Genomic DNA, 26,313 nt, shown 5'->3' with positions numbered 1-26,313 from the left:
TTTCCATGGGGGTTTTTCTGTTTTACTCATAAAGGAGGAACCATAGTGAAGACATCATTTTCCGCTCAGGAAAGAGACAGTATAGCTAGCCAAATGGAGGAGACCGTTTTTGATTTGCTGGTAATCGGGGGAGGAATTACGGGAGCTGGAATTGCTCTTGATGCGAGCAAGCGAGGGATGAAGGTAGGCTTAGTGGAGCAAGCAGATTTTGCTTCCGGAACAAGTAGCCGTTCTACCAAGCTCATTCATGGTGGTCTTCGTTATTTAAAGCAGGGTGAAGTAAAGCTGGTTCAGGAAGTGGGACGAGAGCGGGCAATCCTTTATCGGAATGCACCTCATCTGGTCATCGCAGCACCAATGTTACTGCCAATCTATAAAGGCGGTACGTATGGTTATTGGGCAAGCTCAGTCGGCTTGTATATCTATGATTGGCTGGCTGGGGTAGAGCGCAAAGAGCGACGAAAAATGCTAAGTAAAGAAAACACACATCAGCAGGAACCGCTGTTGAGATCTGAAGGATTACAGGGCGGGGGACTTTATTTTGAATATCGTACCGATGATGCCAGATTAACGCTCGATATTATGAAAACAGCTAGTCAACAGGGTGCTATGATCCTCAATTATGCCAAGGTAACCGATTTTACGTATGGAAGTGATCAGCGTGTAACTGGTGTGGAAGTGATGGACCAGATTAGTCAAAAGACATGGCAATTCACAGCAAAACATGTAGTTAATGCAACGGGTCCCTGGGTGGACCAGGTCCGTGATAAAGATGGATCGCTCGCAGGCAAAAGACTTTTCCTGACAAAAGGGGTTCATCTTGTTGTCGCAAAGGAACGTCTTCCTGTTGCCCAATCCGCCTATTTTGACACACCTGACGGACGAATGGTTTTCGTCATTCCTCGAGGGGACAGTACTTATATTGGAACGACGGATACTGCATACGAAGGACCGATCGATAAACCGCGTACTACCATGGAAGATCGAGATTATTTGTTGAAAGCAGTTAATGCGATGTTCCCTGATGTTAAATTGCAGTCTACAGACATTCTTTCTCACTGGGCGGGGCTTCGTCCACTAATCTATGAAGAAGGGAAAGGTCCATCTGAGCTATCACGTAAGGACGAGATTTTTCATTCACCAACTGGACTGATCACGATCGCTGGAGGAAAATTAACAGGGTTTCGCAAAATGGCGGAAAAGGTGGTAGACCTGATCGCCAAGTCTCTGTTAACACAAGAAGGTAAACAGTTCCCAGGCTGTACAACGGACCAAATTGTAATCAGCGGTGGAGAGCATGAGGGGTATCATACCTTTAATGAGTGGACAAAGGAGCTTATGCAACAAGGAAAACAGGCAGGGATTCCTGGAAATATCATGGCAGAATGGATCGAAATATATGGAACAAATGTTGTGAAAATCATGAAGCAAGTAGAACAACTTCAGGCTACTGGTTCAAAGCAGTCCGATGAAATGCTATTAGAAGCGCAGATCCGCTATTCCATTGAAGAAGAAATGACCGTCCATGCTGTGGACTTTTTACGTTTGCGTACGGGATGGACGTATTTCCGATACGCAAAGGCGAAGCACCATGCAATGACGGTCGTGCGCTTGATGGGAGGTTTGCTAGGATGGAGTGAACAAAGAAAGTCGAAAGAAACACTATTGGTTAAAGAACTATTTGACTTACAAGAGGAATATCCAGAGCTAAAAGCTCAATAATGAAAACGCCAGATCCCACTCTTTATTATGGAAGAGAGGGATCTGGCGTTTTTTTGTTTGGATTAGGTTATTTCAATCTTCTTAATACAAGTAAGTAAAATAATAGGAACAAGCTTACCACAGCATAGGCAAACGTAATACTGCTTGTATCTGTAAGAATACTGGCGCCTAGTGGACCAAGCATCATGCCAAGGGAGTAAGCCGTATTGAATAAAGCAAATGTAAGTCCAAGTGAGTGGTGACCACTTTCATGTGACAGTTGGGTCATTTTAGGAAGGGACGGAGCCAGAATCATCCCTATTCCTACTCCTAACAGGGCGAGTAAACCTGTGATAAGCCACAGCCCATTAGCAATAGCATGTAGTGGTAACACAAGAGCAACCAAAATGATTCCCAGCGTGATCATCTTTTTATGTCCAATATTTGTAGAAAGAGTACCGATCAGTGGAGCGAAGAGACCATAGGAAATCGTTGGAACAGCGAATAAAAGGCCAATTACTCCGGGTGAAGCTCCAAAGACCTGACTGAGATGAATGGGTAACGTAGGTTCCAAAACAGTTGGGATGGCAGCTCCGATCATGACAACACCAGCGATAATCAATAAGGGTATATTACGAATAACAAAAATTGGAGAGGGAGAAGCTTCGGAGTGGCTATCAGGAACGTTTTTTAATAAGGTAATACGCATAATTCCATCTAACAAGGCAAGAGCTACAGCAACTAGAAAGGGAAGCTGATATCCTCCCCATTCAAATAACCACCCTCCTATGGTAGGACCTAAGAGGGTTCCTGCAGCTTGACCGGAAAGAGCTAGTCCCATCACTTTCCCCCGTTCTGCTTCTGGATGAACTTCTGCTAGCAAGGCAAGCCCTGCTGTCCATGTGGCAGCAGCGGCAATTCCTTGAAGAGAACGAGCCAAAACCAGCATCCAGAATGAAGTAGCAAAGGTAAACAATAGCGTAGTGACAGCAAGTCCTATTAATCCAAAGAGTAAAGGAGTTTTTCGGCCAATTCGATCTGAAATCATTCCAAGGATAGGTGTGGCTATAAAAAGCGTTATAGCATAACTGCTAAATAAAAGCCCTATTTCTGTTTGCGAAATACCCAGAGAGATAGCATACGTCGGCAATATGGGGACGATGAGTCCATAAATGAACATATCGATGAAAACAGCAAGCCCAACTACAAGAAGTACGTTTCTTTTCGTGACAGATGTAACTGGCATGTGCATCATTACTTTCCTTCCTTTAGTAATTTCCGCATCTGTTGGACAAATTTCATTTGAAGTTCACACTGAGCATACAAGTTGTTAAAAATGGCGGTAACGTTACCAGGCACTTTTTCTTGTAAATGATGTTTTTTTTCCTGATATCCCTCTTGAAGGGTTTCATGTAGTTTTTTAATTTCTTTTTCCTGTTGATCAAGGGCAAATTCGACTTCAGAAGGAGCAAGCTGATCAATAAAAGTTAAGGCAGTGTAGAGATCTGTAGGAAACGCGACGGAAGATTTACTAAAGGATGCTTGCAATAAATCTCGCAGCTCTTGTTCACCGTCCGTTGTAATGCTGAAGATTGCTTTTGAACGAAGTCCTGTTTGTTCCATAGTTTTCAATATGACTTTTCCTTCTTGTTGAAGTTTTTTTAAGGCATGGTAGATAGAAGCAGGGGCGACATTTGCCCATAAATCTGTTTTCGCCGATTGCATCAACATCTGAATTTCATAGCCCGACATTGGCCCGTTCATTTGTAATAAGCCTAAAACCATAGCACGAGTAGACATAGGAACACCTCTTTTTTTATACTAAACATATAATACTAAACATTTAGTAAATAATCAATTTTTTTATTTACATAATCATCGCTTTTTTTTTCAGATGATTGTATACATTTTTCATTCTCATACGTTGTACATACGAAAGGAGGCGGAAATGGACGTTTCGCTCATGCAAGAACTTATTAAGGAAAAAATGAACCAACTGCTTCGCTATCTGATACGCATGGGCGTACAGCCACAAGAAGCGGAAGATATTGTTCAGGATACGCTATATAAGGCGCTCTTATATATTGATTCTATCCAAGCAGACAAGTTTTCTGCCTGGTTGTACAAGGTTGCCATCAACAACTATTACGATATCTGCCGCAAGCGAAAAGCGATCCACCTCCCCATTGATTCAATCGTGGTCGAAGATGAGGAGGAGCCAGAGGGATTGCTATTGCAAAAGGAACGTAGAGAGGAAATTGAAGCAGTTTTACAGCAATTATCTCCCTTACATCGACAACTGCTGATGATGAAATATGAGCTTGATTTTTCTTATAAAGAGATCGCAGAACTAGTAGCAATGAAAGAAGCTAGCGTGAAAACGAACCTGTTTCGTGCGAGAAAGCAATTTCAGAAACAGTATGGAAATCTTGCACCCGAACAAAAATTGAGAGAAAGAAGGAAGCATAATGAATGATAATCAAAATGATCAAGTAACGAAATTGATAAAAAAGGCGAAAAGAAAAACGATATGGCGTAACGTGGCTATTTCTACAGGAGTTACGCTCGTTTTATTGGTGGGAGGGACAATCGGGAATGCCCAACTCCTTCATAACAGCTTTGATACAGCTCTTATGGAGGTTGAGCATGAAGAACGATTGGCAGGTCCGAATGTATACATGGGTAATTATCAGCGGGACTATGGAATTCTAAAGGGGAACATGCATTATCAGACATACAAAGTGATTGAGGGTGTGCCTCTACCTTGGCAGGATAACATACTTAACGTAAGCGCATGGGGAACACATTCTTTACTGGCAGGAAGCTATAACTCTCTCCAATTTGCACAGACAGATCAGTCAGGGCAACAGATCCCCTATGCTAGACCATATAATCCTCATAATGGTCAGCGGGAAATGATGTTTTATATACCTGAAGTTGATTATGGCAAGCGGATGAATGAACAACCAACCCTATCGCAACTGGACAAAAATAAATTGGTTGAAATGGGACTCTCATTTGACAAGGCATATTCTTTTGAACAGATAAAAGAGATGCTTCCTGAAGGTGTTAGACCTGTCTGGTACTGGGTAGATACCTATGCTGATAAGAACCGCAAGCAACCCCGGAAATTGGAAGATGGAACTGTATCCTATTCCTCACCTGAACATGCGAATATGGTGTATGGCTTCGGTACTGTTCCAGATCAAGATCCAGATCAGATCACACCGAAGGGTTTTATAGAAGCATTGGAAACAGGTATCAAACGAGAGGGGAAGTATGCAAATAGTTATCAAAAAGCATATGACTACTTGCGAAAAGACAAACCTCAACCGGATGAATCTGACATGAAAATCATCGGTGTTGTCGTAACAGGTACAGCTGAGAACCTCCAAAAACTGTCAACGAAGACTTACATTCATGGTGCGGTGCTTGGTGCAATTGTAGATCGATAGGTGTAAGGTGAGACGAAAAATGATGCGATTCTCGATATGAAAATCCACGTGTGAAATTGTAAATATGCTGGTACTAGGGTAAATTTGCTTACTGGAACGTAAGTGAAGGAAGTTGAAACATGAGCCAAGTCCTGAGAGTAAGAGGGACTTGGCTCTTTTTCGGTTACAAACAGTATAACCCTTAAGGCATCACCTTCTGATAAACATGAAAAAGCAGGAACTATCAAGCGGCTCATGATCGTCACTTCTTATACTGTAGGTAAAGGAAAACAAGGAAAGAGGCGAACGAGAAATGAAAAGAAACGGATTTATGACTACGATTGATGGCAGCTATGAGGAAGCGGGTGTTGCACAGGCCAATTTTGTTAAGCTGGTACCACCTCTGTGGGACGTTTGTTTTCATGAGCGAGAGGTGGAGGAGAGCTGGTATCATGAGCAACGAGCTATGCTTGGAGAATATAACCAAGGTGTATTGATCGAACTGGATGCTTTTTGTGAGGAGCTGAAAATGTCACCTAAACAGTTGGTTTATTTGGAACAAACTTGCATGCAGTCTGGTTGTAGTCATGCCGTATTTCTACCATCAACAACAAAGACTGCGGATACCTACGTGGTACGCACGTATGAGTTTCATCCTGAAATCGATGATTTGCGCCTCTGTTCTACTCGCATTCAAGGGGCGTATGCACATACTGGATTTTCCATACAGCTGTTTGGACGTTGTGAAGGTATGAATGAACATGGTTTATGTGTTACATTTTCTGCATGCGGAATGCCTGTTGGTATCCTAGAGGGTTTGCGAAAGCCTAAGGCCAAGGGTTTACAGTCTTGGGCGGTTGTTCGCACGCTGTTGGAAACCTGCAAGACGGTAAAAGAGGCAGAAGAACTGTTAAAAGCGATGCCCATTGCAGCTAACATGAATCTGATAGTTGCCGATTGTAACAAGCAGGCACTTCTCTTTGAAACCATGGATGGGAAAAAGGCAATGAAAAGTATCGAAGACCGAAGCGATACATCCTATCTGGTGGCAACTAACCATGTATTATTTGATAAGCTATTGCCCCATACATCTGGCCAACTCAAAAACTCGGTGAAACGTCATTCTCTATTAACTAGCTTTGTTCAGGAACAAGAAAAAGTGACTATCGAGAAAGTGAAGAGCTTGGCACAAGTAGAGTATCCTGAAGGGCTTGCCGTTCATTATTATCAAGAGTATTTCGGTACACTACGAGCGCTCGTCTTTCATTTGGAAGCACGCAGAATAGAAGTATGCTTTGGAGCACCTACCCATAATTCCTGGAATACGTATAAAGTAGGAGAATCCCTTCCAGATGCAGAAGTACCTATTACGTGGACGGAAAAAGTAGCACCAGGAGATTTTTGGGAGTGTGAGTAGGAGGTTGGGAATATGTTGTCTCACTACTCTTATCAAAAAGAGTTGGAACAAGCATTCCACTATATAGAAAATCATTTAAAGCAAAACATTGATTCGGAAGAGGTGGCCCGAGCGGCTAACTTTTCCTATTTTCATTTTCATCGAATATTTTATTCAATGACAGGTGAAATGATTGGAGATTACATACGAAAACGCCGGCTGACGGAAGCAGCAATCGAGCTCCTAACAAGTGATAAACTGATTTTAGATATTGCTTTGGATTATCAGTTCACCTCTCAGGAAGCATTTCATCGTTCTTTTAAAAACACTTTTGGACTCACTCCGGCACTCTTTCGTAAACGTGGAACAAGACCTATCATGTTGCAAAAACCGCCCTTGATTGAAGGACGTTTCAGGCATCGAATAGAAAAAATCAGCCTTCAACCGATAATCGAGGAGATTCTGAGTGGCATACGAATAATGGGAATCAAAAAAGAGATGAATCTGGATCAAAATCGTTTTATGGAAATATGGAGTCAGTTCTATACACGAAGTAGAGAGATCAGTCAGAAAAACTTATTCGTTAATCAAGAAGTTGCCTACGGAATATGTACAGCTGATGGGCCCATTAATCAAATGGAGATGACAAGCGGAACACGTTTTATGGGGATTGCTGGTATGGAAAGTACCAAGCAGAAGGATATTCCAGAGGGGTTCTGTATTCATACGATACCAAAAGGGAGCTATGCGGTGTTTCGTCACCAATATACAGGAGCTACGCTACGTGATACTTATGATTATATTTGGTGTACATGGCTCCCTTCCTCCGAGTATGTGATGGATGACCGAGATAATTTTGAACGATATGGTCCAGAGTTTACAAGTATTGATGACCCTACCTCCATTATTTACCTCTATATACCGATAAAAAGGAAAAACAAGGAGAGTGACCTGCAATGAAGCGTATTCTAGCGATTAGCGATATACATGGTGAATTAGCAAAAATGGAAGAAGTACTTAAGAAAGCCGCCTATAATCCGGACTCTGACCAACTGATCTTGTTAGGTGATTATGTTGACAGAGGTCCTGATTCACGCGGAGTCATTGCCAAAGTGAGGAGCTTGGTTCAGGATGGTGCGATTGCTCTAAAAGGTAATCATGATGAAATGATGAGCAAGGCTTTGTTTATTGCTAATGACTTTTGGATTGGCAGATGGAAACGTAATGGCTATCAGGCAACAGTTGATTGTTACCAGTTTGAGCTACCAATGCTTGATCTGGAAAAAGAAGCAACAGAAGAAGTACCTTATCCACCCTTGCCTGATCGGAATGACTTATCTACTGCAAGAACATTCGAATTATCAGATCAACTAAGGGAAGATGCAGAATTTCTTGATTCGTTGCCTCTTTTTCATGAGATGGAATCATATATCTTTGTTCATGCAGGTATCCATCCAACGAATTCTCTTGCTGATACACTAGAAGACGAGATGTTATGGATTCGTGGAGAGTTTCATCAAGGATATCAAGGAGAAAAAACAGTCATTTTTGGGCACACTTCCACTTATACGATGCACCAGGATGGCAGTTATAAGGTGTATTTTGGTGAGAATAATATTATTGGTATTGATGGTGGTGCCGTGTATGGCGGGCTTCTCCATTGTCTGGAGCTGCCTAGTAAGAAAGTATATTCTGTTTAATCTTCATCGTTTGTCAGTGAAAGAAGCCCTTGAATAGAAGGTGACAGGTGCGGAGGAAAGGCATAGGAATACAACTGAATACTTTTACCATAGTGGTGAGCTGCTTTTTGTAGCTCGCCTTTTTTCGTATAAAAGTGGGCTAATAATCTCTCCAGATGTGAGAAGTTTTTTTGAAGGATACAATCTGTTTGCAGAGGAACGGTAATTGGATGTTCACGAAGTAACGCTTCCACTCCAGCTAGGTCATTTTCAATTAGCAACGTTTCTAACATGTGAAGCATAATTGTAAAAAAGGTTTTGTCAGTGGCATAGGTTAGACACTTCTTCAGTTGGTAAAGACCTGCATTTTTATAAGGAGAGGACAAGATAAGCAAAGCTTTCATCAGTCTTGCGTATTCAGGAAGGGAGTACTGAGATCGCCCGGGATACAGTTGCTCGTAGTAGGCAGCTTTTTGGAAGTTTCCTTGTAGATAATGAGCATGAAAGAGGAGATAGATTGTTTTGATCGTACGCTCATTTTTCTCTTGGTCCAGTTTAAGTATACGTTCGCCACTACTGATGCACACTTCATAATAACCAAGATAAAAGGCATGCAGCAAGAGCGTTTCATGTAAGAGTATTCGCTCTTCCGTATGAAGCAAGTCGTCATAAAACAAAACTGAGATTCCTGTGTGATAGGTTTCTGGAGAGGAAAACCGGTCTTGCATCGACAGGTAGATGTGCAGGAGTCCCTTGGCTACATATACTTGCATACCGTGCTCCCTGGCATAGTCAATCATCACCTGACAAAGCATGATTTGAATGGCGGAGTGATTCATTCTTTTTATGTGGTGGTACAATTTTTCCAACAGCTTGTCTGTCTCTTCTTGAGGGGAAGAGAGCAAACTACGAGTCAACTTTTGAACCAGGCACAGCTGATTACTTGAAATAGCATCATCCAGTAATTCTTCGATAATTTCTGTTCGTTGCTCCACTTTCAGGTATGCATCCATGATTTCTTCCTCGGGAATAAAGAGGGCCTGGATTAATAACCGCATCGTTCGTAATTCAGGTCTGCGAGTTTCCTCCGTCTCTATTTTGGAAATGACGCCTTTACTGATTCCTGTGAGATTGGCTAGCTGGGTAATCGTCAGTTGTTCTTGCAGTCTATATTTCTGAACGATTTCTCCGATCGTCGTGTAATGGGCAGGAGTCTCTGATCGATTTATCAATGACGACACTTCCCTCCAGGTAAAGTAATGAATTACTTTTCATGTTTAATCTGGTTTATCACTGTGTAAAAGAATGTATGGAGGCGATTGGTATGGTTAGACTCGGATTGAAATTACTGTTAACACCGGCTTTGTTTCTTCTCATAGATTATATCTATGGTGGTATCTTTTATCCTTCCTGGTATCAGCTTGTCATGTTGGGTTTGGTTGTTGCCATACTATCCTATTTTCTAGAAGTGATGTTTTTACAACGAGGCACGCTTTGGCTAAGTACGATAATGGAAATGATTGTGTGTCTGATTGTTGTTTACTTTAGCAAATACGTTTTCGTAGGGAGTAAGGTTTTCCTAGACGGGGCATTCTTAATGGCTGTGTTGTTCGGGCTTTTGGAGTATATGCAGCATATTTGGATGCTGCGTAGTGGACGAGTAGAAAAGATGTAAAAAATGAGGCTAAATGCGATCCCCGCTGAGAATAAAGAGGGGACCGCATTTTTTTGTATAAGAAAGTATAAACGTCTGGACTTCTAGACTTCGCTTCCTGATACGTAAAAAAACGTTCGCAAACAAGTTAGGAAAAAAAGGCAATTAATAGAGTACCGACTGCGATTAATCCGATCCCGACCAAAGCGATGAGACTTACCTTTTCGCCCAGAAAAATAAAGGCGAGGGCAACCGCAATTACCACACTCAGCTTGTCAATAGGACCGACTTGTGCAACCTTACCGTCTTTTAGAGCAAGGAAATAAAACAGCCAAGATAAAGCACCAGCTATTCCGCTCAATATGATAAAGGTCAGAGCTTTTTTGTTAGAAATAATTTCGCCAACATAGGCCAGCTTTCCTTCAAAAAAGACAACTCCGACGAGAAAAAGAGCCATAATAATAGAACGAACGGCAGTTGCTGTGTTGGGATCAACCCCACTTAATCCAATTTTCCCAAAAATAGAGACGAGGGCTGCCATAACGGCAGAGAGTAGGGCGAAAATAAGCCATGATTGCATAGAATGATCTCCTTTTATGTATGATGAGAGAGAAATGATAATCATCCTCACTAAATAGGATACTTTGAAATGAAAAAAAATACACCAGTTTTATCCGGTGCATGATAAAAGATTATAGATTAATGGTTAAAAATGTCTATTACTGTCATGGTATAGGTTTTGGACGGAAGCATTATAGGCGGCATCACCATAAGGATTTTCTGAACCAAATTTATCTCTCGCCTGTAAACTCTTAAATCCAGTTAGAAAGTAGGCGATACCGAATAGCGCAACGATACCAATTATGAAATAAAGCATTGGTGATCAACTCCTTTCTTAGTATTAGTATACCTTTATTTACATCTTTTGTCGCAATTTTCGATATATTTATTGTAGGTTTGATTTGTCGGTTTCATGAGTCTAGTTTCGATTGTATTTCCATTCTTAACTCGGTACACTTTAGTTTAGAAAGAGGAAGTAAGAAAGGGGTCAACTATGACACGCTATCAACTATCAGAACAAAAAAATGACGGGCAAACAATTTATGTACTAAAAGATGCTGAGTATCCGGCAGAAGCATATCTTGTACCCGAAATTGGAAATAATCTTTTTCGTTTCACCGTGAAAGGTGAAGAGGTATTGATTTATCCCGAACAGGTGGCAATGATAAAAGAAGCATCGGCACGCTATGGTATCCCTATTCTTTTTCCACCGAATAAAGTAAGAAAAGGAACATTTTCATTCCAAGGTAAACAATATCAGTTGGGTTTAAATAAGGGAGAACACCACTCGCATGGTGAATTGCGCGTTCGTCCGTGGAAGGTTGTAGCAAAAGGAGCAACTGCGGATCGTGGCGCATTTGTCATGTCAGAATTCGATTTTAATGATCATCCAGATCTGCTCCATGCATTCCAGTCTAGACTCGTTTTTCGCTTCACCTACTCTTTATTTGAGGGTGAGCTTACATTGACGGGGGAAGTAACTAATCATGGAAGCGAGACTGCACCATTTACACTTGGCTTCCATCCATACTTTACTGTGTCACCTGAGAATCAACAGCAGACCACGATGAAAGTGGCTTCACAGAGCGAATGGACAGTGAATAGAGAGGGCTTTGTTGAAGGAGAGCCACTAGCTACACCGTTGTGCGAACGCCTGACGAATGGTTTGGCTTATACAGAGATGCCTAGTGACAAAGATCATGCTTTTGTCACGTTACAGGCAGGCACTACTTCATGCGAAATTCAGGATCATACCAAGAAACGTACAATCGTGTATCACTTTGGAGATCACTTCCCGTACATGATCGTGTTTAAACCTGAATGGAATAGCAGTCTGTCGCTTGAACCATACACAGCCGTTACAGATGCCTTTAACTTACCGTTGCCAGCAGATATCACGGGTGCTCGTGGTTTAGATCTGCAAAAGCCGTTTCATTTTATGCACAAGATTAGTGTTGTTGAAGAGTAAAAGGGACATAAGTAGTAAGGTAGACAAGACTGGCCATGTCATAATTTCCAGGAAGAATAGAGCGGATAAAGGGAGTCGATCAGGGTGCCACAATTAATAGTCAGAGGAATTACACCAGAAAAAGTATGTACGATCAGCACATCACTTCTCACAGAGTTGGCAGAAATCTGTGAATGTGGAACAGATAACTTCATGTTGGAGTGCTGGCCAACCATTTCCATTTTTGAGGGAAAGACTGTCGATTCCTATCCGTTCATTCATGTGTATTGGTTTGAACGTGGTACCGCAGTGCGAGATCGCTTTGCCCAAGCTATTTCCAAGCACGTACAGACTTTGGGGATTGATGAAGTGGAAATAGCGTTCTCAACCTTTGAAAAAAATGCGTATTACGTAAACGGTGAACGTTGCTTTGATGAGTAGAATAACAGAATAAATCGGGGAGGACGGGTATTCAATGTTGGAATTCGGTGGTGTTACCCTCGAACTTGGAAGCATGCTATTTCAGCTGGCATGTTTTGCGATTCTTCTTTTCATTGTAATTATGATAGTGAGGTTTCTAAGCAACTTATCCTATCAATCTCATCAAAAGAATCGTCAGTTTGATCAGCTACAGCAACAGATACAAGACCAAAACCGACATCTAGAAGAAATGAACAAACAGCTGGAAGAATTGAAGAAGAATCAGGAAAGGTAGATAAGATGAGGGGGAGTGTAGTCGCACTTCCTCTTTTTCATTGGATGCTATATTACTTGATTCATAATCGTTTACATATGTTAATACACATTGAAACTATGGAAAAATGGAAAAAACCTTAAGTTCCACAACTCATTTACCGATATAAAGAATGGGTTTGTTTTTTCTATTACGAGGAGAAACACACAGATAAACTAGAGGAGGGGAACAAATGACCAGAAGGATATTGCAAGCGCTGTTGGCGTTTGTGTTGATGGTGACGGCGATTCCAATTTATCCGATGGGAGTTGGAGCGGCTGGAGAGGGTAATCGTTTTGTATTTGATGATGTACCTGAAACAGTCAACTACAAACATGTTACTCTGGAAGGAACGTTAAATCGGGTTTCTCCCAACGGAATCAGTTATACAGTAACACCTAAAAACGGTAAAGAAGGTCCTAAAAAGACTACAGGGATCGTTGTTTCCGATGATGGAAGCAGAATTCGAGTTGCTAACATTGAGCTATTCCCAGGTCTTAACACGATCACATTTTATGGGAAACAAGGATCAACTGATGTTTCTTCTGCTGTTAAAATAACCTACATCGATACGCCGCTTTTGTATAACCTGCAATTTAAGTCTGGTACGCAAAAGTTGCCGTTAAATGAGAAAGATACAACATTTATTACAGAAGATTATAGTAGTAACAATGGAATTTTCACCTTAGAAGGAAATGCTCCTAACGTTACCAAAGTGGTGGTAGATGTCAACGGTGAATCTTACTCTGCTTTCGTAAATGATGCATCTGACAATTACTTTATTATTAGTCAGTTGAAATTAGAAAAGGGTAAAAATATTTTAAAATTTAAGCTTACTAATAATGATCAAATCGTTGAATCGAAGCGTGAAGTTGTTTATTTTGATGGAACTGCAACATTCTATAACGCACAAGTGAAGACTAAAGTTCCAGATCCAACAAATTCAGGTGTATTGAAAGATGAAACATTTGATTTGAACCAGTATCCGGTCATTTCAGCTAAAAGTGGAGCGGTAGGATCAGATTTCACCTTTACTGGAGAAATGATGATTCCTACTGATTCAACATTTTTCCCTACTGATCCAGCTTCAAGTGGATTGATCATTATGAGAGCGATCGTTTCTAATGAGGAAGGTACTGAAATTGCTAGAAAAGAATTTGCTCTTAATTCACCAGAACTAACGCTTACAACTAAAGCAGCATACCATCATTTCAAATTTAGCTTTGCAGGAAATGCTTTTGGGGATGTAGCTTTTGTACCAGGTAAGTATTCGGTGACATTTGAAGGATATAATCCTGTTGAATCTAACAAAAATAGTACCAATCTGTATGACAAAATGGATGAGTTCGGCTATACAATTAAAGACGGTTCGTTGTTCCAAATTATTAATGCAGTATACTCTCAAAATGATATTCCAACTGATGGGAAAGGTGTAGAGTTCAACTCTTCTACAACGATAAACAACATGCCGTTTGCCATCGGATTAGAAGTCATAAACGCTCCGTCAACAACTAAAGACATTACTGTAGTAGTATCAGCAGTTGGAGCTGGTGGAGGAGAGTTATCTGTTCCAATAGAGGATATACAATATAAAGGTGGTAAGTTGTGGTTCAAAGTGAAAGAACTACCTTTAAATGGTACACAGGATTTGAAAATTAAAGTGGATATTGCAGGATCACCAGTTCAATCTGATACCTACACTGTTCAACTCACTTCTGCATCTGGCCCTGTTCAGGAATTCACTAAATTGATTGATGGAGCAGTGTTTAATTACGATCCAACTGAGCTGAAGTGGGCAGAGGATCTTGTGAGAGATAATTGGAAAGAACTTGAAGGTACTATTGCCAATGTTGACGTACAAACCTCTCATTACACAGATGGAACAATTACCTTGTTAATTAATAATGGCAAAGTTGATTTATCTCCTTCATCAGATCCACATAAATTTAAGATGACAGATGTAAAGCAAGCCAAATTAATTGAGGGTCAAAATATTATCGTATTCCGTTATAAAAAAGGTACGCTTTCTTATGAAAAAACGTATAAGATAACATTGCTTTCCAATAATTATCCTGAGATTCCAAAAGAAAATACAGAAGGTATTTATCCATATGGAACTGAAAAACCTTCAAAAGATGACCGATTTACCGGGAAAGATGGAATCTATACAACAAAAGAGAAGAAGATGAATATCTTCGGTACTTTTGATTTTATCGATTTAGGCAAAACCCAAAACGATGTAGAAAAGAAATTAAAAGCAATTGAAAAGGAAAATGAAACAAAACAAAAATACATTCTTGAAATCGTTTCTTCTGATGGCAAGTACAATGAAAAATGGGTATTAGGGGACGACAAATTATACTATAAGTTTGGAAGTACTGATGATAATTGGCCTGGCTCTGGTACTGAACCTCCAAAACTAGAAGTTCGTTATATCCCTGATAAACAATACTTTACGTTTAACTTAACAGATATTGAACTACCAAAAGATGGTAGTAAACTTGCCTATACATTTACTGTATACAATAATGGAACTGATGGGAGCTCCAAGGCTACGTACCGTCTAGAAGTAAGCGCTCCTGGCTTAATGTATGATTTGGTTCGACCAATTCTGCCACGTCAAGGAACCATTAATCAAAACTTTGTAGAGGTTGTCATTGATGCTCCTGCTGCTGATAGTGTAACGATTGGCAAAAACATCGAAGCTAAAAAGGTTAATTATGATGGTGACATGGACGGGGATATTGACTATCCAAACGCTTTCCGCGCAATTGTTACAGATCTAAAGCCTAACAAGGCAAATAAGATTACATTCACTATAAAAAGTGGAGCGGAAACGGTTACTGGTTCTTTCGAAGTATTTTATGCTTTAAGCACGATTCCAGGCTCGCAGTATATGGCACCGATGGAAGCCAAAACTAGTATTTTTGAAAAGCAGTTATCACTCACATTCCCGAAAGATACATATCTGGTACGTTATGATTATGATGTTCCAGTAGAATTGAAGACCCAAGTATTTAAAGGTCACAATATCATGTATGGGATTGCGAATAACAAAGACGGTGTAGTTGATCGTTTTGATTACCTTCCAGATAGACCAAAGAATTTTGATGATACGATAAAAGATTTAGGACGTGATTTTGAACGATCCTTCGACACCCATTTCATTAAGGCATCTAATGTATTTTGGATGGATGCGGGTCTAGCGGATGACCCTGGGACTTCAGATTATGATCCATATCAATACGGTATGCTACCAATTATGCCTGGAGCGATGACGAAGAGTCTTGGACTTTACAATTTCAACAAAGTTCCTCAAAACCGGATCTTGATTCCTAACAAGCGTGGAACTCTCGAATTGGAGTATAACGAGAATATCGTTAATGACGCATCGAATCATCTGACTGTAATGAGATACGATCCTAATAAATTCTACTGGGAAAACCTAGGAGGGAAAGTCAACACTAGTAAGAAAACAATTACGGTTCCATTTGATAAATTTGGATACTATGTAGTTGCTAAATTAAATGACTCTTTCCCAGATGTATCGCGCCATCAATATGCACGTAACCATCTGGATGCAATGTTTGCAAAAGGAGTTATCAAGTCAGACAACCAAATTGAGTTTAAACCAGATATGGACACTACTCGTGGGGAATTTGCAGCTATGGTTGTACGAGCTTTGCAACTTCCATTAGTAGACAATCCACCATCACAGTCGTTCGTTGATGTACCATTTAAATATGACGGAATAGATAAGTACGATTACAGACATATTGAGACTGCAGCACGCTTAGGTATTGTCCGAGGAAAAGAACCAAAAGTTTTTGATCCAGAAGGAAAAATAACCCGTGAAGAGGCTGCAGTAATTCTGGCGCGTGCTTTAAAGTTAAAAACAGAAACGAATGCATCTAAAACTAAAGCTACACTTACTAAAATGTTCAAAGATGCTCCGCTGATCGATCCATATGCAGGACCATCTGTAGCGGAGATCACAAAGAAAAAACTGATTGTCGGTTCTCCAGTTGATCCTAACGATCCTAAAGCGGGTGTTGTTTTCGAACCGAAAGCTAATATGCTTCGTGGTGATGCAGCAATTTTAATGGCACGAGTTATGGCTATGCAGAAACTGATTCCACCAGTAGCAGAAGTAAAATAAGAATTCGATGGCTGGATTTAACATTGAGAACCTTCCTGACCTTTCCGGGTTTTATGGGAAGGTTTTCTCTCTAATCGAAATGGTTTCACATAAAGAATGATCTTAAGGGGGGGTACGGTTGAAGAAAACAAAATTATTTGCACTCACAGCAACAATTATTGCTCTAAGCACTACAACTGTTTTTGCAGCAAAACAGTTAGTATATCCTTATGGTCAACTAGGAGAGTATCCACAAATAGCCCTATCAACGGATCGATCTCCAATCAAAGAACGTGGATTGTACATTAATGGTCAAGTTTATGTACCAGTAGAAGCATTGCAAACACAAAAGAAACTAGCTTACTATTTTGATCCATCCCGCTACCAAGCGCATCTATTCTTTGGAGGAGCAGGCGGATCAACTCAAATGACTCAAGAAGCACAACGGGTTGTGTCCAATCAGCAAATTGTGGATAGTTTAATGGGGAGCATTTCTTTTGATGCATCCAACTACCATTCAGGGATGATGCTTCAAGATATTGATAATATTGCTTCACTTGCCAAACAGCTTAAGCTAACAACAGATAGTATGAACAAGGCAGTTTATAGCAAATTAAATCAAAACATTACTCCTAACATGAGTTTACTAAAACAAACGTATGCATATGGTACAGTACCTCTTGAACTAATGCAGGACAGAATGGAAAAATTAGCAGATTCTTTAGGAGATAATGTAAGCAGTCGAGATGAAAGAAGAATGGAAGATGTAATGGAATTGATTGATGATGCTATTTATAAGAAGCATCGTGCATTGACTGCGTTTGAAGACTGGTTACAAAGTTCAGATGAAGATGATTTAGATGATTTACATGATTATGAGGAAGAAGCTAACAAAGATATCGATAATGCTATCAAATATTTAACAGGATTAGATGCAAAGGACCTAGGAGATAAGTACAAAAATAACCTGCGAGATAATGTAGTAAAATGGATTAGTAAACAAAACAAATAATATGATCCATTAGAAGAGGATAAACACATCGCACTAGTGTTTACCCTCTTTTTATTTTCGACATATTACGATAATAAACAGCAAATACTACCATCACCATATGTAAAAATAGTAACAGTATTATGTATAATTCCTACCAAATAATCATGAAATTTCACACATGATTTACTATATTATTAAGTATTCTTAAAATTTCAAAAATAGAATTAAGCTGGTAAGGTATTCATCTTATTCATGTAGTGAGGTAACGCCAATCAAACAAAACCTATTGAAAGGAAGGAACGTATGAACCAACACAAATGGATTGGAAAATGGTTTCGCACATTGCTTGCAATAACAATGGTTTTTGCACTTGGAATGGGACAGATTGTCCAGGCAGAAGGAACCAGAAACGAAAAAAATACTACAATCATTGAAAAAGCATCACGTATCAACATAGCGAACTCATCAGATCATTCCTCAAAATCATTTGCAGCACCTGCTCACCAAGCTAACGAAAAGGGTAACCTACCAATCACTTCAGGTGAGGTTACGGACTCAAGTGGGGACTCAATCACAAACAACGATACAGGCACAAATAGAGACACAAACTCAGATCAACCCAACCTCACCTCAGACCAACCTACACAATCTCAAGACACCACCCTACAACCAGGTGACTCAGAACTTCCTCAGCAAACACCATCCATAGAACTACTGAAAAAGACCAAAATCAAACATGTTGAAGCAACAAACGGCTCCATAACGATTGAACTAAGCAGTGCACCAGCCGATGAACCGAAGCAAGAAGATTTTGACTTGCAAATGAAATACAATCTCTTTTCTAATTGGAAGTCCCTCGATATCACGACTTTCAACTGGGACGCAGAGACACTGCGTGTTACCGCCACTTTTGAACCCATAGTAATAGAAGAAGGCGAACAAATCGTACAGATTCGTGTAACAGCATATGGATCTACCAAAACAGCCAAGCCGTTTACCGTAGAAGGAACACATGCCAAGGTCTTTGCTGTCCTAATTGAAAATAGAGCTCCTGATAATATACTGGAGCCGAATTCACCAAATGATTCTAGTCTTTCCCTTAAAGCTATTCCCATTGACAAAAAAGGAAAACCAATAGAGGGGAAAAGTGTTGAGTGGAGTTCGTCTGACAAGCGAGTTGCTGATGTGAATAATGCTGGGACTGTCACCGCAAAATCCCCGGGTGTAGCCATTATTCAAGCAAAAGTAGAGAATCGCATTGCCATTTTCCCTGTGTTAGTAAAAAGCCCTGGTGCCTCCCTTTCGCTCATACCAGACACCTTGCATGAAGCTGAAAAAGATGATGGAAGTGTAGCAGAAAAACTGCAGGTAGAGTTGAAAAATGGATTGTTTCTCCCGTTCGTAACCAAGTCTCACGTGCAGATCACTGGACTGCCGGAAGGTCTTGATTACCAAGTAAAACAAGAAAGCGAAAAGCGTCTCTCCATCCAGTTTAAAGGAAAAGCAATTGCACATGATGCAAGTGATAGTAAAGACTCTTTACAAGTGGTAATTAAAAAAGAAGTGGTTCTTGGCGCAAAGGAAAAACTTGTTTCCCCTCCTTTTGCAATCAAGTTCCAGGGCCCTAAGGATACAACAGCTCCTCAGCTTCAGACAGCCACTCTTGATGAAAAATACAAACGAATTACACTTCGTTTTAATGAAAATCTACATTTGGCTCAATCTGATAGTAATGTAAAAACAGCAATTCAACTAAGCAGAAACGGCATTGATTATCTAGCTCTTGGTGAGTTAGACCGTGCTGAAATATCAGGAAACGAACTAATAATCGATCTGGAAAGACCACTGCGTGGAACAGAAAACAAAGTAAAACTGGCTGCTAGTATGTTGCAAGACGAGGCTGGCAACCTAATCACTGAAGAGGTCATCACCGGAGCATTAGTAGCACTATCTCCTGGAATTGCTGATGCGAAGGAGCGAGTAGGTGAGATCGTCACTCTTTCAGGAATTGTAACAGCGGACAATAGTGCGATTGGTGGAGGAAAGCTATCTACGTACTTACAGGATGAGACAGCTGGAATTAACTTGTTTTCCTTTAACCTTGCCGGTTACCCAGATCTAAGAGAAGGTGACGAGGTAGAGGTAACAGGAATGATTACAATCTATCGAAATTTGACGGAGATTGTGCCTTCTCAATCATCTGATGTCATTGTAAAAAGTCAGGGTAACCCCCTGCCAGAGCCTACATTGATTACCGTTGCGGACATTAATAATCCAACTGTTGCAGAGCTCAAGGAAGGAAAGGTAGTAACGACCAGAGCGTATCTTCTTTCCGTACCCGAAGGTGAAGCAGGCGGAGGCTATAATCTCAGCATGATTGATGAAGAGTTCCGTGGAGTAACTGTGCGTGTAATGAAAGAAAGCATGGACACTACAGCACTTCAGCCCGGCAAATGGTATGACGTAACAGGGATCTTGTCTCAATACAATGATTTGTACCAGATTCTCCCGAGAAAAGCCGATGATTTCACTTTGCTGATTGATCAACCACAGCCTCCAACTCCAGATGAAAGCTACAATGCTGTCGTGAAAAAGGTTGTAGATGGAGATACCATTCAATTGGCGGAACCTGTATTGGGAATAACGAGCGTACGCTTTGTTTATATTGATACCCCTGAAACCTATCATATTACTGATCCAGCCTTTGACCATACCAAAGTATACAGTGGAACAGATGCTGACAGTATGAATAAAAATCAAAAAGCCCATGGCGAACGAGCTAAGTTACATTTACAGCAACTGATATCGCCTGGAGATGAAATTATTCTCAAGCCGGCAGTTACCCCAATTGATGGGTATGGACGATTGCTTGCTGAAGTGATCCGGAAAAACGATGAAAGTAATCTCAACTTGAAGCAAGTGCAGGATGGCTTTGCTGGTATGTATATGATAGCCCCAGTTAGTGACGAACGTTTTACACTCTACTCACAGGCTGTACACCAAGCAATGCAGTCTGAGATTGGAATTTGGAATCGTACGGATCTGTTAACGGAAGAACCATTTGTATTCCGTGCTCGAGAACAGAAAAAAGCGTTGGCACGACCTGTTGGGGACGTAACGAGCAAAAAATACGTACAACCACTCGACTATCATTTGGTTTCACACCAAAACAGATTGTTCTTCCAGACAGAGGAAGAGGCAGTGGCAGCTGGATATACCAAAGATGCTGTTATCGACAAAACAAAAATACAAGCAATTCGTCAAGTTCCTGATAAAACAGCGAACATTAAAACAACTGGTATTGTGACAACCGAGTCAGATGGACGAAATAGTTTTTATATGCAGGATGAAACGGGTGGTATTCTCGTTTTCCAACCCAATACTAAAACGAAAGTAAAGCCTGGAGATATGATCACTGTAAATACCGGTCTGAAAGATACGTACAACGGTGAAGTAGAGATCATGCAGGCAGAATTTGAAGTTACAGGTTCTACAGAAACGCCGTTACCGATCTTGATAGAAGCGAATGAGCTACTGGATAAGCAAGGCATGCTAGTTAGCGTAAAAGAAGCGAACGTTTCACAGGTGACTGCAAGTAAATTCCTGGCTAGTACACAGAGTGGGTCATTTGAGGTTTTTTTAGGCAAATATAGCATTAATCTACCTGAACTGCGTGAGAAGGACATCGTTACGATTACAGGTATATCGTCTATTTTCAACGGAAATGCTCAGCTCTATCCAAGAACAACTGGCGATATCACTATTGTGAGCAGCGGCTTTACTGATGCAGAGAGAGTAGCAGCGGACAAGGCAGCACTTACAATAGGGGATGGCAGTGGCATTTTGAAAGAAGATGTTGTATTGCCAACAGTCGGAGTAAATGGCTCTACAATTAGCTGGGTATCTGATCAACCTGCTATTGTGTCTCCAGATGGAAAAGTAAGTCGTCCGAAGAAGGGGGATCCCGATGCAATCGTTACAATAACGGCTACATTGCAAAAAGGTGAAAGTACAGATTCCAAAAACTTCACCATTACCGTACCGGCAGAAACAGTAACAGATCTGGAAGCTGTCGAGGAAGTGAAAAATAGCCTTTCACTCACATACAACGGAACGGATGGTCTTCTTTCTTTGCCTTCAAAAGGAGTCCATGACACGACCATTAGCTGGACGCTACAAAACCCAGCTCATTCTACCGTTATTGATTTACCTTCAGGTACGATAAATCGAGCAGCCATTACAGTTCCAACTCAAGTCACACTTATTGCTAATGTCGTACGAAATGAGGCGAAATCAGAGAAAGGCTTCACGATAACCATTCAACCGTTGGGTGATATTCCTACTGTTCAGCCAGTTACAGCGAAGGATACTTCTGTAAAAGGATCGGCTAGAGCTGGTGCAGACGTATTCGTTCGTACTGGTCCTGATCTATTAGGGAATGGACGTGCAGATACAACTACAGGAGCTTTTGAAGTACCAATCCCTGCCCAACTAGCTGGTACCGTTTTAGAGATAATCGCAAATGATGATGTAACCGGATATAGAAGCGAGCCTGTCTATGTGTTAGTGAAGGAATCAGTGGGTGCTCCATCAATTGTTACCATTGATCCAGTCAATATAAAAGTAACAAAAGGAAGCGCATATACCCTGCCTGCCAAGGTAACAGCAACGATGAGCGATGGAAGTAAGCAGCAGGTAAATGTAAGTTGGACGCCTGATACCGTAGATACAAGTATAGTTGGTGTTTATCAATATGAAGGAACTGTAGCAGGCTACTCCTCAAATGTACGTCTAACACTAGAGGTAACGGAAGCAGCGGTAGCTTTAACGGTAGCACAAGCGCTTGCTTTGCCTGCAGGAACAGTAGTTACTGTGGAGGCATATGTGCAGGATGTAGAAGCCAATCCGCAATTCCCTGGTTATGGGATATATCTAGCGGATCAACCGGGTGCTGATTCGACAAACGGGATGATTATCAAATTTACGAATGCTGATCGTGGAGGAGCTTTTGCCAAGGGGAACGCTGCAGGTAAAAAGATACGCATCACAGGAACGCTACACGACAAAGCTTATTTCAGTAAAAAAGGGATAGCTACTTATACAAGTATTGAATTAATTCCATAGGGGGAGGGAGAACCATGTTACTTAAAGAGAGAGTAAAAGGTAAGCGGATGTTCCGAAGTATAGCAATCCTTGCATTAACGATATCGGCGCTGTTTTCTCAGGTGGTTTGGGCAGAAGGTCCACTTGATCCGGCTCCTTTCATCTCGGCAAAAGGTATACCTAACGGAAAAAAAGTATTGTTTGATAATATGCATGCCCAGACGGCAGGAGCTGCTGACTGGGTAATTGATGGAGCTTTTTCCGATTTTGCAAATGCTATAGCAGGTCAGGGTTATGAAGTAAAAGAACTGAGAAAAACTACCCCTCTTGTATACGATGACCTGAAAAACTATGATATTTTTGTCATTCCGGAGGCAAATGTCCCTTTTAAAGTCTCCGAGCAAGCAGCCATGCTTCAATATGTTCGTGATGGAGGAAGTATTTTCTTTATAAGTGATCATTATAATGCAGATCGGAACAAGAATCGCTGGGATTCCTCTGAGGTCATGAATGGTTATCGACGAGGAGCGTGGAGCGATCCGGCAAAAGGGATGAGTCAAGAAGAACGAAATTCCGAGGCCATGCAGAATGTACGTAGTTCCGACTGGCTAAGTGACAATTTTGGTGTCAGGTTTCGTTATAATGCGTTAGGCGATGTAAATGCTACCGTCGTGGTTAGTCCTGAGCAATCATTGGGGATTACAAGTGGTGTGAAAAGTGTTGCTATGCACGCAGGAAGTACCCTTGCAATAACGAACCCATCAGTGGCAAAAGGAGTTGTTTATGTGCCACAAACCAATGCGAAATGGCCAAATGCAGTGGATAAAGGCGTTTATAACGGAGGTGGCATTGCAGAAGGCCCCTACATGGCAATAGCAAAGGTTGGAAAGGGAAAAGCAGCTTTCATCGGGGATTCCTCACCTGTAGAAGACATTACACCAAAATACAAACGTGAGGAAAATGGTCAGAACAAGAAAACCTATGACGGATTTAAAGAACAAGATGATGGCGTTCTTCTTGTAAATACAATAAATTGGTTAGGTAAAGAAGAAAATTATCAAAATCTGCAACAGATTCAAGGATTAGAATTGGATGCGGTGACACAACTTGTGACAAGTGGACCAGAAAATGAAATACCAGAGCAATCAGTTGAACCGCAACAAGAACCGTGGTCTCCACCATCCGCCGGATATAAGTGGTGGGATCGATTTACTTTTTCTCCAGGATCATTTGGAAACTAAGTTGTAAGTAACAAAAGACGGGGGCGTATTCGTGGCCTTCGTCTTTTTGTGTGAAAAACGTCTCGACGTTTTTCATAAAATTGGATGTGACCGCTTGCGGTCCAACAAAACGGTCATGACCGTTTTGTGTGATAGGCGTTTTGTTAAACCGTGCAAAGTTGGAAATAGTTTTCGAATAACCAGTTTTTACTTCTGGATTCCTTGATTATTTTTTGAGAATATAAGTGTGTAACAATTATTTGGGATATCCGCGACCTATTACTAGTAGGTCGCTTTTTGTTTCTTTATTTACGAGATAGAGACTTTTTTAGTTATATTTTTTATTGAAAAAGACGGAGGAACGTGATAGATTCGTAGATGGCCATAAAGAATTTCATACCCAGTTATTTTTTTAAAAAAAGGTATTGACCTGGATTGGATATATGTGCTAGAATAAATTTCGTTCCAGTGAAACACACTTCACGAAAATATTGATAACATAACGGTTCTAGTAGTTTTTACATAGCACCCTGGTGCTGTAGCTCAGTTGGGAGAGCACCTGCCTTGCAAGCAGGAGGTCATAGGTTCGATCCCGTTCAGCTCCACCATTATTTTAATAGCATGGCCCGTTGGTGAAGCGGTTTAACACAGCAGCCTTTCACGCTGTCATTCAGGGGTTCGAATCCCCTACGGGTCACCATTTTTCTTATTAGTTTCTCGCTAAATTGCAAGTATATCTGGAGGCTTAGCTCAGCTGGGAGAGCATCTGCCTTACAAGCAGAGGGTCGGCGGTTCGATCCCGTCAGCCTCCACCATTCACTTCGTTTTATGGTTAGAGCTTCGGTCTCTCACCGCAAGCGATTCACCCTCGAAGTTGAAACAAGGAGTTAAGCTCGGGCACGCGAATCTGGCTTATCGAAGATGTATTTCGACGTTGAAGCGCCAGTAGGAAGCGATCCCGTCAGCCTCCACCATTTAATTTTATAATTATTGTCGCGGGGTGGAGCAGCTCGGTAGCTCGTCGGGCTCATAACCCGAAGGTCGCAGGTTCAAATCCTGTCCCCGCAACCAAAATGGAGCTGTGGTGAAGTTGGAGTTCACGCCGGTCTGTCACACCGGAGGTCGCGGGTTCGAGTCCCGTCAGCTCCGCCATTTTAAACAATGAAGTTGACGCTCCTCTCACCTATACCGGGTTCACCCTCGGTGATTGGTCGAGGAAGAGCTGCTCGCGCACAAGGATTTGGCTTGCCTAAGAAGTTGTTTCGACGTGGGTGCGCCAATAGGAAGCGAGTCCCGTCAGCTCCGCCATTTTTCTTAAAAAATGGCATAATGTAATAAACACCGTGCCGGTGTAGCTCAACTGGTAGAGCACCTGACTTGTAATCAGGGGGTTGAGGGTTCAAGTCCTTTCGCCGGCACCACTTATGTTTGAGCCATTAGCTCAGTTGGTAGAGCATCTGACTTTTAATCAGAGGGTCGAAGGTTCGAGTCCTTCATGGCTCACCATTTTTCACATGCGGGTGTGGCGGAATTGGCAGACGCACCAGATTTAGGTTCTGGCGGGCGACCGTGGGGGTTCAAGTCCCTCCACCCGCACCACATTTTCGCGGACGTAGCTCAATTGGTAGAGCGTCGCCTTGCCAAGGCGAAGGTCGAGGGTTCGAGACCCTTCGTCCGCTCCATATATGTGCCCTTAGCTCAGCTGGATAGAGCGTTTGACTACGAATCAAAAGGCCGGGAGTTCGAATCTCTCAGGGCACGCCATAAAGTCGGGAAGTAGCTCAGCTTGGTAGAGTACTTGGTTTGGGACCAAGGTGTCGCAGGTTCGAATCCTGTCTTCCCGACCACCTTATTTATTTTGTCTCAGTAGCTCAGCCGGATAGAGCATCCGCCTTCTAAGCGGACGGTCGGGAGTTCGAATCTCTCAGGGCACGCCATAAAGTCGGGAAGTAGCTCAGCTTGGTAGAGTACTTGGTTTGGGACCAAGGTGTCGCAGGTTCGAATCCTGTCTTCCCGACCACCTTATTTATTTTGTCTCCGTAGCTCAGCCGGATAGAGCATCCGCCTTCTAAGCGGACGGTCGGGAGTTCGAATCTCTCCTGAGACGCCACTACTTTTCTGTTAAGAAATGATAGTGAAAAGGTTTGAAAGTTTTTATAAAAAAGTGTTGACATATTGAATTGCTTAGAGTAATATATATTCTTGTGTCGCTGAAAATGTTCTTTGAAAACTGAACAGTGAAATGTTTGAATG

At 41.4% G+C, this 26,313-nt stretch carries 18 protein-coding genes, 14 tRNA genes and 1 pseudogene; 28 read left to right on the top strand and 5 right to left on the bottom strand.

The annotated features are described in order from the left end of the window. The first annotated feature begins 93 nt into the window (after window positions 1-93). On the top strand, window positions 94-1,722 hold the full coding sequence (locus LM917_RS19905) for a glycerol-3-phosphate dehydrogenase/oxidase (protein ID WP_232699512.1): 1,629 nt from the start codon (window positions 94-96) through the stop codon (window positions 1,720-1,722). 67 nt (window positions 1,723-1,789) lie between these two features. Here the strand turns inward: LM917_RS19905 and LM917_RS19900 are convergent, their stop codons facing one another. Continuing rightward, window positions 1,790-2,956 carry an MFS transporter gene (locus LM917_RS19900; RefSeq protein WP_232699465.1) on the bottom strand — a complete coding sequence of 389 codons (1,167 nt, stop codon included), beginning with the start codon at window positions 2,954-2,956 and terminating at the stop codon, window positions 1,790-1,792. Next, entirely contained in the window at window positions 2,956-3,501 is a 546-nt protein-coding gene (locus LM917_RS19895; RefSeq protein ID WP_232699464.1) for a PadR family transcriptional regulator, read from the bottom strand. The genes LM917_RS19900 and LM917_RS19895 overlap by 1 nt, the downstream gene beginning before the upstream one ends. Window positions 3,502-3,649: 148 nt before the next feature. Between LM917_RS19895 and LM917_RS19890 the strand changes: the two genes are divergently transcribed. From LM917_RS19890 to LM917_RS19870, 5 genes are all read left to right on the top strand, one after another. Then, window positions 3,650-4,177 carry an RNA polymerase sigma factor gene (locus LM917_RS19890; RefSeq protein WP_232699463.1) on the top strand — a complete coding sequence of 176 codons (528 nt, stop codon included), beginning with the start codon at window positions 3,650-3,652 and terminating at the stop codon, window positions 4,175-4,177. Beyond that, on the top strand, window positions 4,170-5,156 hold the full coding sequence (locus LM917_RS19885) for an anti sigma factor C-terminal domain-containing protein (RefSeq protein ID WP_232699462.1): 987 nt from the start codon (window positions 4,170-4,172) through the stop codon (window positions 5,154-5,156). Before LM917_RS19890 ends, LM917_RS19885 begins: the two co-directional genes overlap by 8 nt. Before the next feature lie 292 nt (window positions 5,157-5,448). Continuing rightward, on the top strand, window positions 5,449-6,552 hold the full coding sequence (locus LM917_RS19880) for a C45 family autoproteolytic acyltransferase/hydrolase (protein WP_232699461.1): 1,104 nt from the start codon (window positions 5,449-5,451) through the stop codon (window positions 6,550-6,552). Between the two features lie 12 nt (window positions 6,553-6,564). Further along, window positions 6,565-7,491, top strand: coding sequence for a GyrI-like domain-containing protein (locus LM917_RS19875; RefSeq protein WP_232699460.1), 927 nt, complete (start codon window positions 6,565-6,567; stop codon window positions 7,489-7,491). After that, complete coding sequence (locus LM917_RS19870; protein ID WP_232699459.1) at window positions 7,488-8,231, top strand: metallophosphoesterase family protein; 744 nt, start codon at window positions 7,488-7,490, stop codon at window positions 8,229-8,231. The genes LM917_RS19875 and LM917_RS19870 overlap by 4 nt, the downstream gene beginning before the upstream one ends. Here LM917_RS19870 and LM917_RS19865 read toward each other — a convergent pair. Continuing rightward, on the bottom strand, window positions 8,228-9,442 hold the full coding sequence (locus tag LM917_RS19865; RefSeq protein ID WP_232699458.1) for a helix-turn-helix domain-containing protein: 1,215 nt from the start codon (window positions 9,440-9,442) through the stop codon (window positions 8,228-8,230). The two genes, LM917_RS19870 and LM917_RS19865, sit on opposite strands and share 4 nt — an antisense overlap. Before the next feature lie 92 nt (window positions 9,443-9,534). Here LM917_RS19865 and LM917_RS19860 point away from each other — a divergent pair, with 92 nt between their 5' ends. Then, window positions 9,535-9,885, top strand: coding sequence for a DUF2512 family protein (locus tag LM917_RS19860; protein WP_232699457.1), 351 nt, complete (start codon window positions 9,535-9,537; stop codon window positions 9,883-9,885). A gap of 127 nt (window positions 9,886-10,012) precedes the next feature. Here LM917_RS19860 and LM917_RS19855 read toward each other — a convergent pair whose 3' ends face one another. Continuing rightward, the gene (locus tag LM917_RS19855) at window positions 10,013-10,444 is read right to left on the bottom strand and encodes an EamA family transporter (protein ID WP_232699456.1); all 432 of its coding nucleotides are present in this window, start codon (window positions 10,442-10,444) and stop codon (window positions 10,013-10,015) included. Window positions 10,445-10,570: 126 nt separating this feature from the next. Next, the gene (locus LM917_RS19850) at window positions 10,571-10,741 is read right to left on the bottom strand and encodes a hypothetical protein (RefSeq protein WP_232699455.1); all 171 of its coding nucleotides are present in this window, start codon (window positions 10,739-10,741) and stop codon (window positions 10,571-10,573) included. Between the two features lie 177 nt (window positions 10,742-10,918). Here LM917_RS19850 and LM917_RS19845 point away from each other — a divergent pair, with 177 nt between their 5' ends. From LM917_RS19845 to LM917_RS19745, 21 genes and pseudogenes are all read left to right on the top strand, one after another. After that, a complete protein-coding gene (locus LM917_RS19845; RefSeq protein ID WP_232699454.1) occupies window positions 10,919-11,893 on the top strand; it encodes an aldose 1-epimerase in 975 nt (324 codons plus the stop codon). 84 nt (window positions 11,894-11,977) lie between these two features. After that, window positions 11,978-12,313, top strand: coding sequence for a DUF1904 family protein (locus LM917_RS19840; RefSeq protein ID WP_232699453.1), 336 nt, complete (start codon window positions 11,978-11,980; stop codon window positions 12,311-12,313). Between the two features lie 34 nt (window positions 12,314-12,347). Next, window positions 12,348-12,587, top strand: a complete 240-nt coding sequence (locus tag LM917_RS19835) for a hypothetical protein (RefSeq protein ID WP_232699452.1) — start codon at window positions 12,348-12,350, stop codon at window positions 12,585-12,587. A gap of 211 nt (window positions 12,588-12,798) precedes the next feature. Beyond that, window positions 12,799-16,764 (top strand): S-layer homology domain-containing protein, encoded by a 3,966-nt coding sequence (locus LM917_RS19830; protein ID WP_232699451.1) that lies wholly within the window; start codon window positions 12,799-12,801, stop codon window positions 16,762-16,764. 118 nt (window positions 16,765-16,882) lie between these two features. Further along, a complete protein-coding gene (locus tag LM917_RS19825) occupies window positions 16,883-17,755 on the top strand; it encodes a hypothetical protein (RefSeq protein ID WP_232699450.1) in 873 nt (290 codons plus the stop codon). Window positions 17,756-18,040: 285 nt separating this feature from the next. Continuing rightward, entirely contained in the window at window positions 18,041-22,861 is a 4,821-nt protein-coding gene (locus LM917_RS19820; protein WP_232699449.1) for an immunoglobulin-like domain-containing protein, read from the top strand. A gap of 47 nt (window positions 22,862-22,908) precedes the next feature. Continuing rightward, window positions 22,909-24,075: pseudogene (locus LM917_RS19815) on the top strand (DNA-binding protein); the annotation flags it as partial. 517 nt (window positions 24,076-24,592) lie between these two features. Continuing rightward, a tRNA-Ala gene (locus LM917_RS19810) sits at window positions 24,593-24,668 on the top strand. Between the two features lie 15 nt (window positions 24,669-24,683). Then, window positions 24,684-24,760, top strand: a tRNA-Glu gene (locus LM917_RS19805). A gap of 39 nt (window positions 24,761-24,799) precedes the next feature. Further along, window positions 24,800-24,875: transfer RNA gene (locus tag LM917_RS19800), tRNA-Val, on the top strand. Between the two features lie 179 nt (window positions 24,876-25,054). After that, a tRNA-Met gene (locus LM917_RS19795) sits at window positions 25,055-25,131 on the top strand. A 4-nt stretch (window positions 25,132-25,135) separates the two neighbouring features. After that, a tRNA-Asp gene (locus LM917_RS19790) sits at window positions 25,136-25,212 on the top strand. A gap of 193 nt (window positions 25,213-25,405) precedes the next feature. Beyond that, window positions 25,406-25,481 (top strand) — tRNA-Thr (locus tag LM917_RS19785). 9 nt (window positions 25,482-25,490) lie between these two features. Next, window positions 25,491-25,566: transfer RNA gene (locus tag LM917_RS19780), tRNA-Lys, on the top strand. A gap of 10 nt (window positions 25,567-25,576) precedes the next feature. Next, window positions 25,577-25,659: transfer RNA gene (locus tag LM917_RS19775), tRNA-Leu, on the top strand. 7 nt (window positions 25,660-25,666) lie between these two features. Further along, window positions 25,667-25,742, top strand: a tRNA-Gly gene (locus LM917_RS19770). 5 nt (window positions 25,743-25,747) lie between these two features. After that, window positions 25,748-25,824, top strand: a tRNA-Arg gene (locus tag LM917_RS19765). Window positions 25,825-25,830: 6 nt separating this feature from the next. Continuing rightward, window positions 25,831-25,907, top strand: a tRNA-Pro gene (locus tag LM917_RS19760). Between the two features lie 21 nt (window positions 25,908-25,928). Continuing rightward, window positions 25,929-25,997 (top strand) — tRNA-Arg (locus LM917_RS19755). Between the two features lie 6 nt (window positions 25,998-26,003). Further along, a tRNA-Pro gene (locus LM917_RS19750) sits at window positions 26,004-26,080 on the top strand. A gap of 13 nt (window positions 26,081-26,093) precedes the next feature. Continuing rightward, window positions 26,094-26,170 (top strand) — tRNA-Arg (locus LM917_RS19745). Window positions 26,171-26,313: the final 143 nt, after the last annotated feature.

Source organism: Brevibacillus daliensis, from assembly GCF_021245735.1.
Lineage (GTDB): Bacteria > Bacillota > Bacilli > Brevibacillales > Brevibacillaceae > Brevibacillus_B > Brevibacillus_B daliensis.
This window is presented reverse-complemented; position numbering and strand designations above follow the sequence as displayed.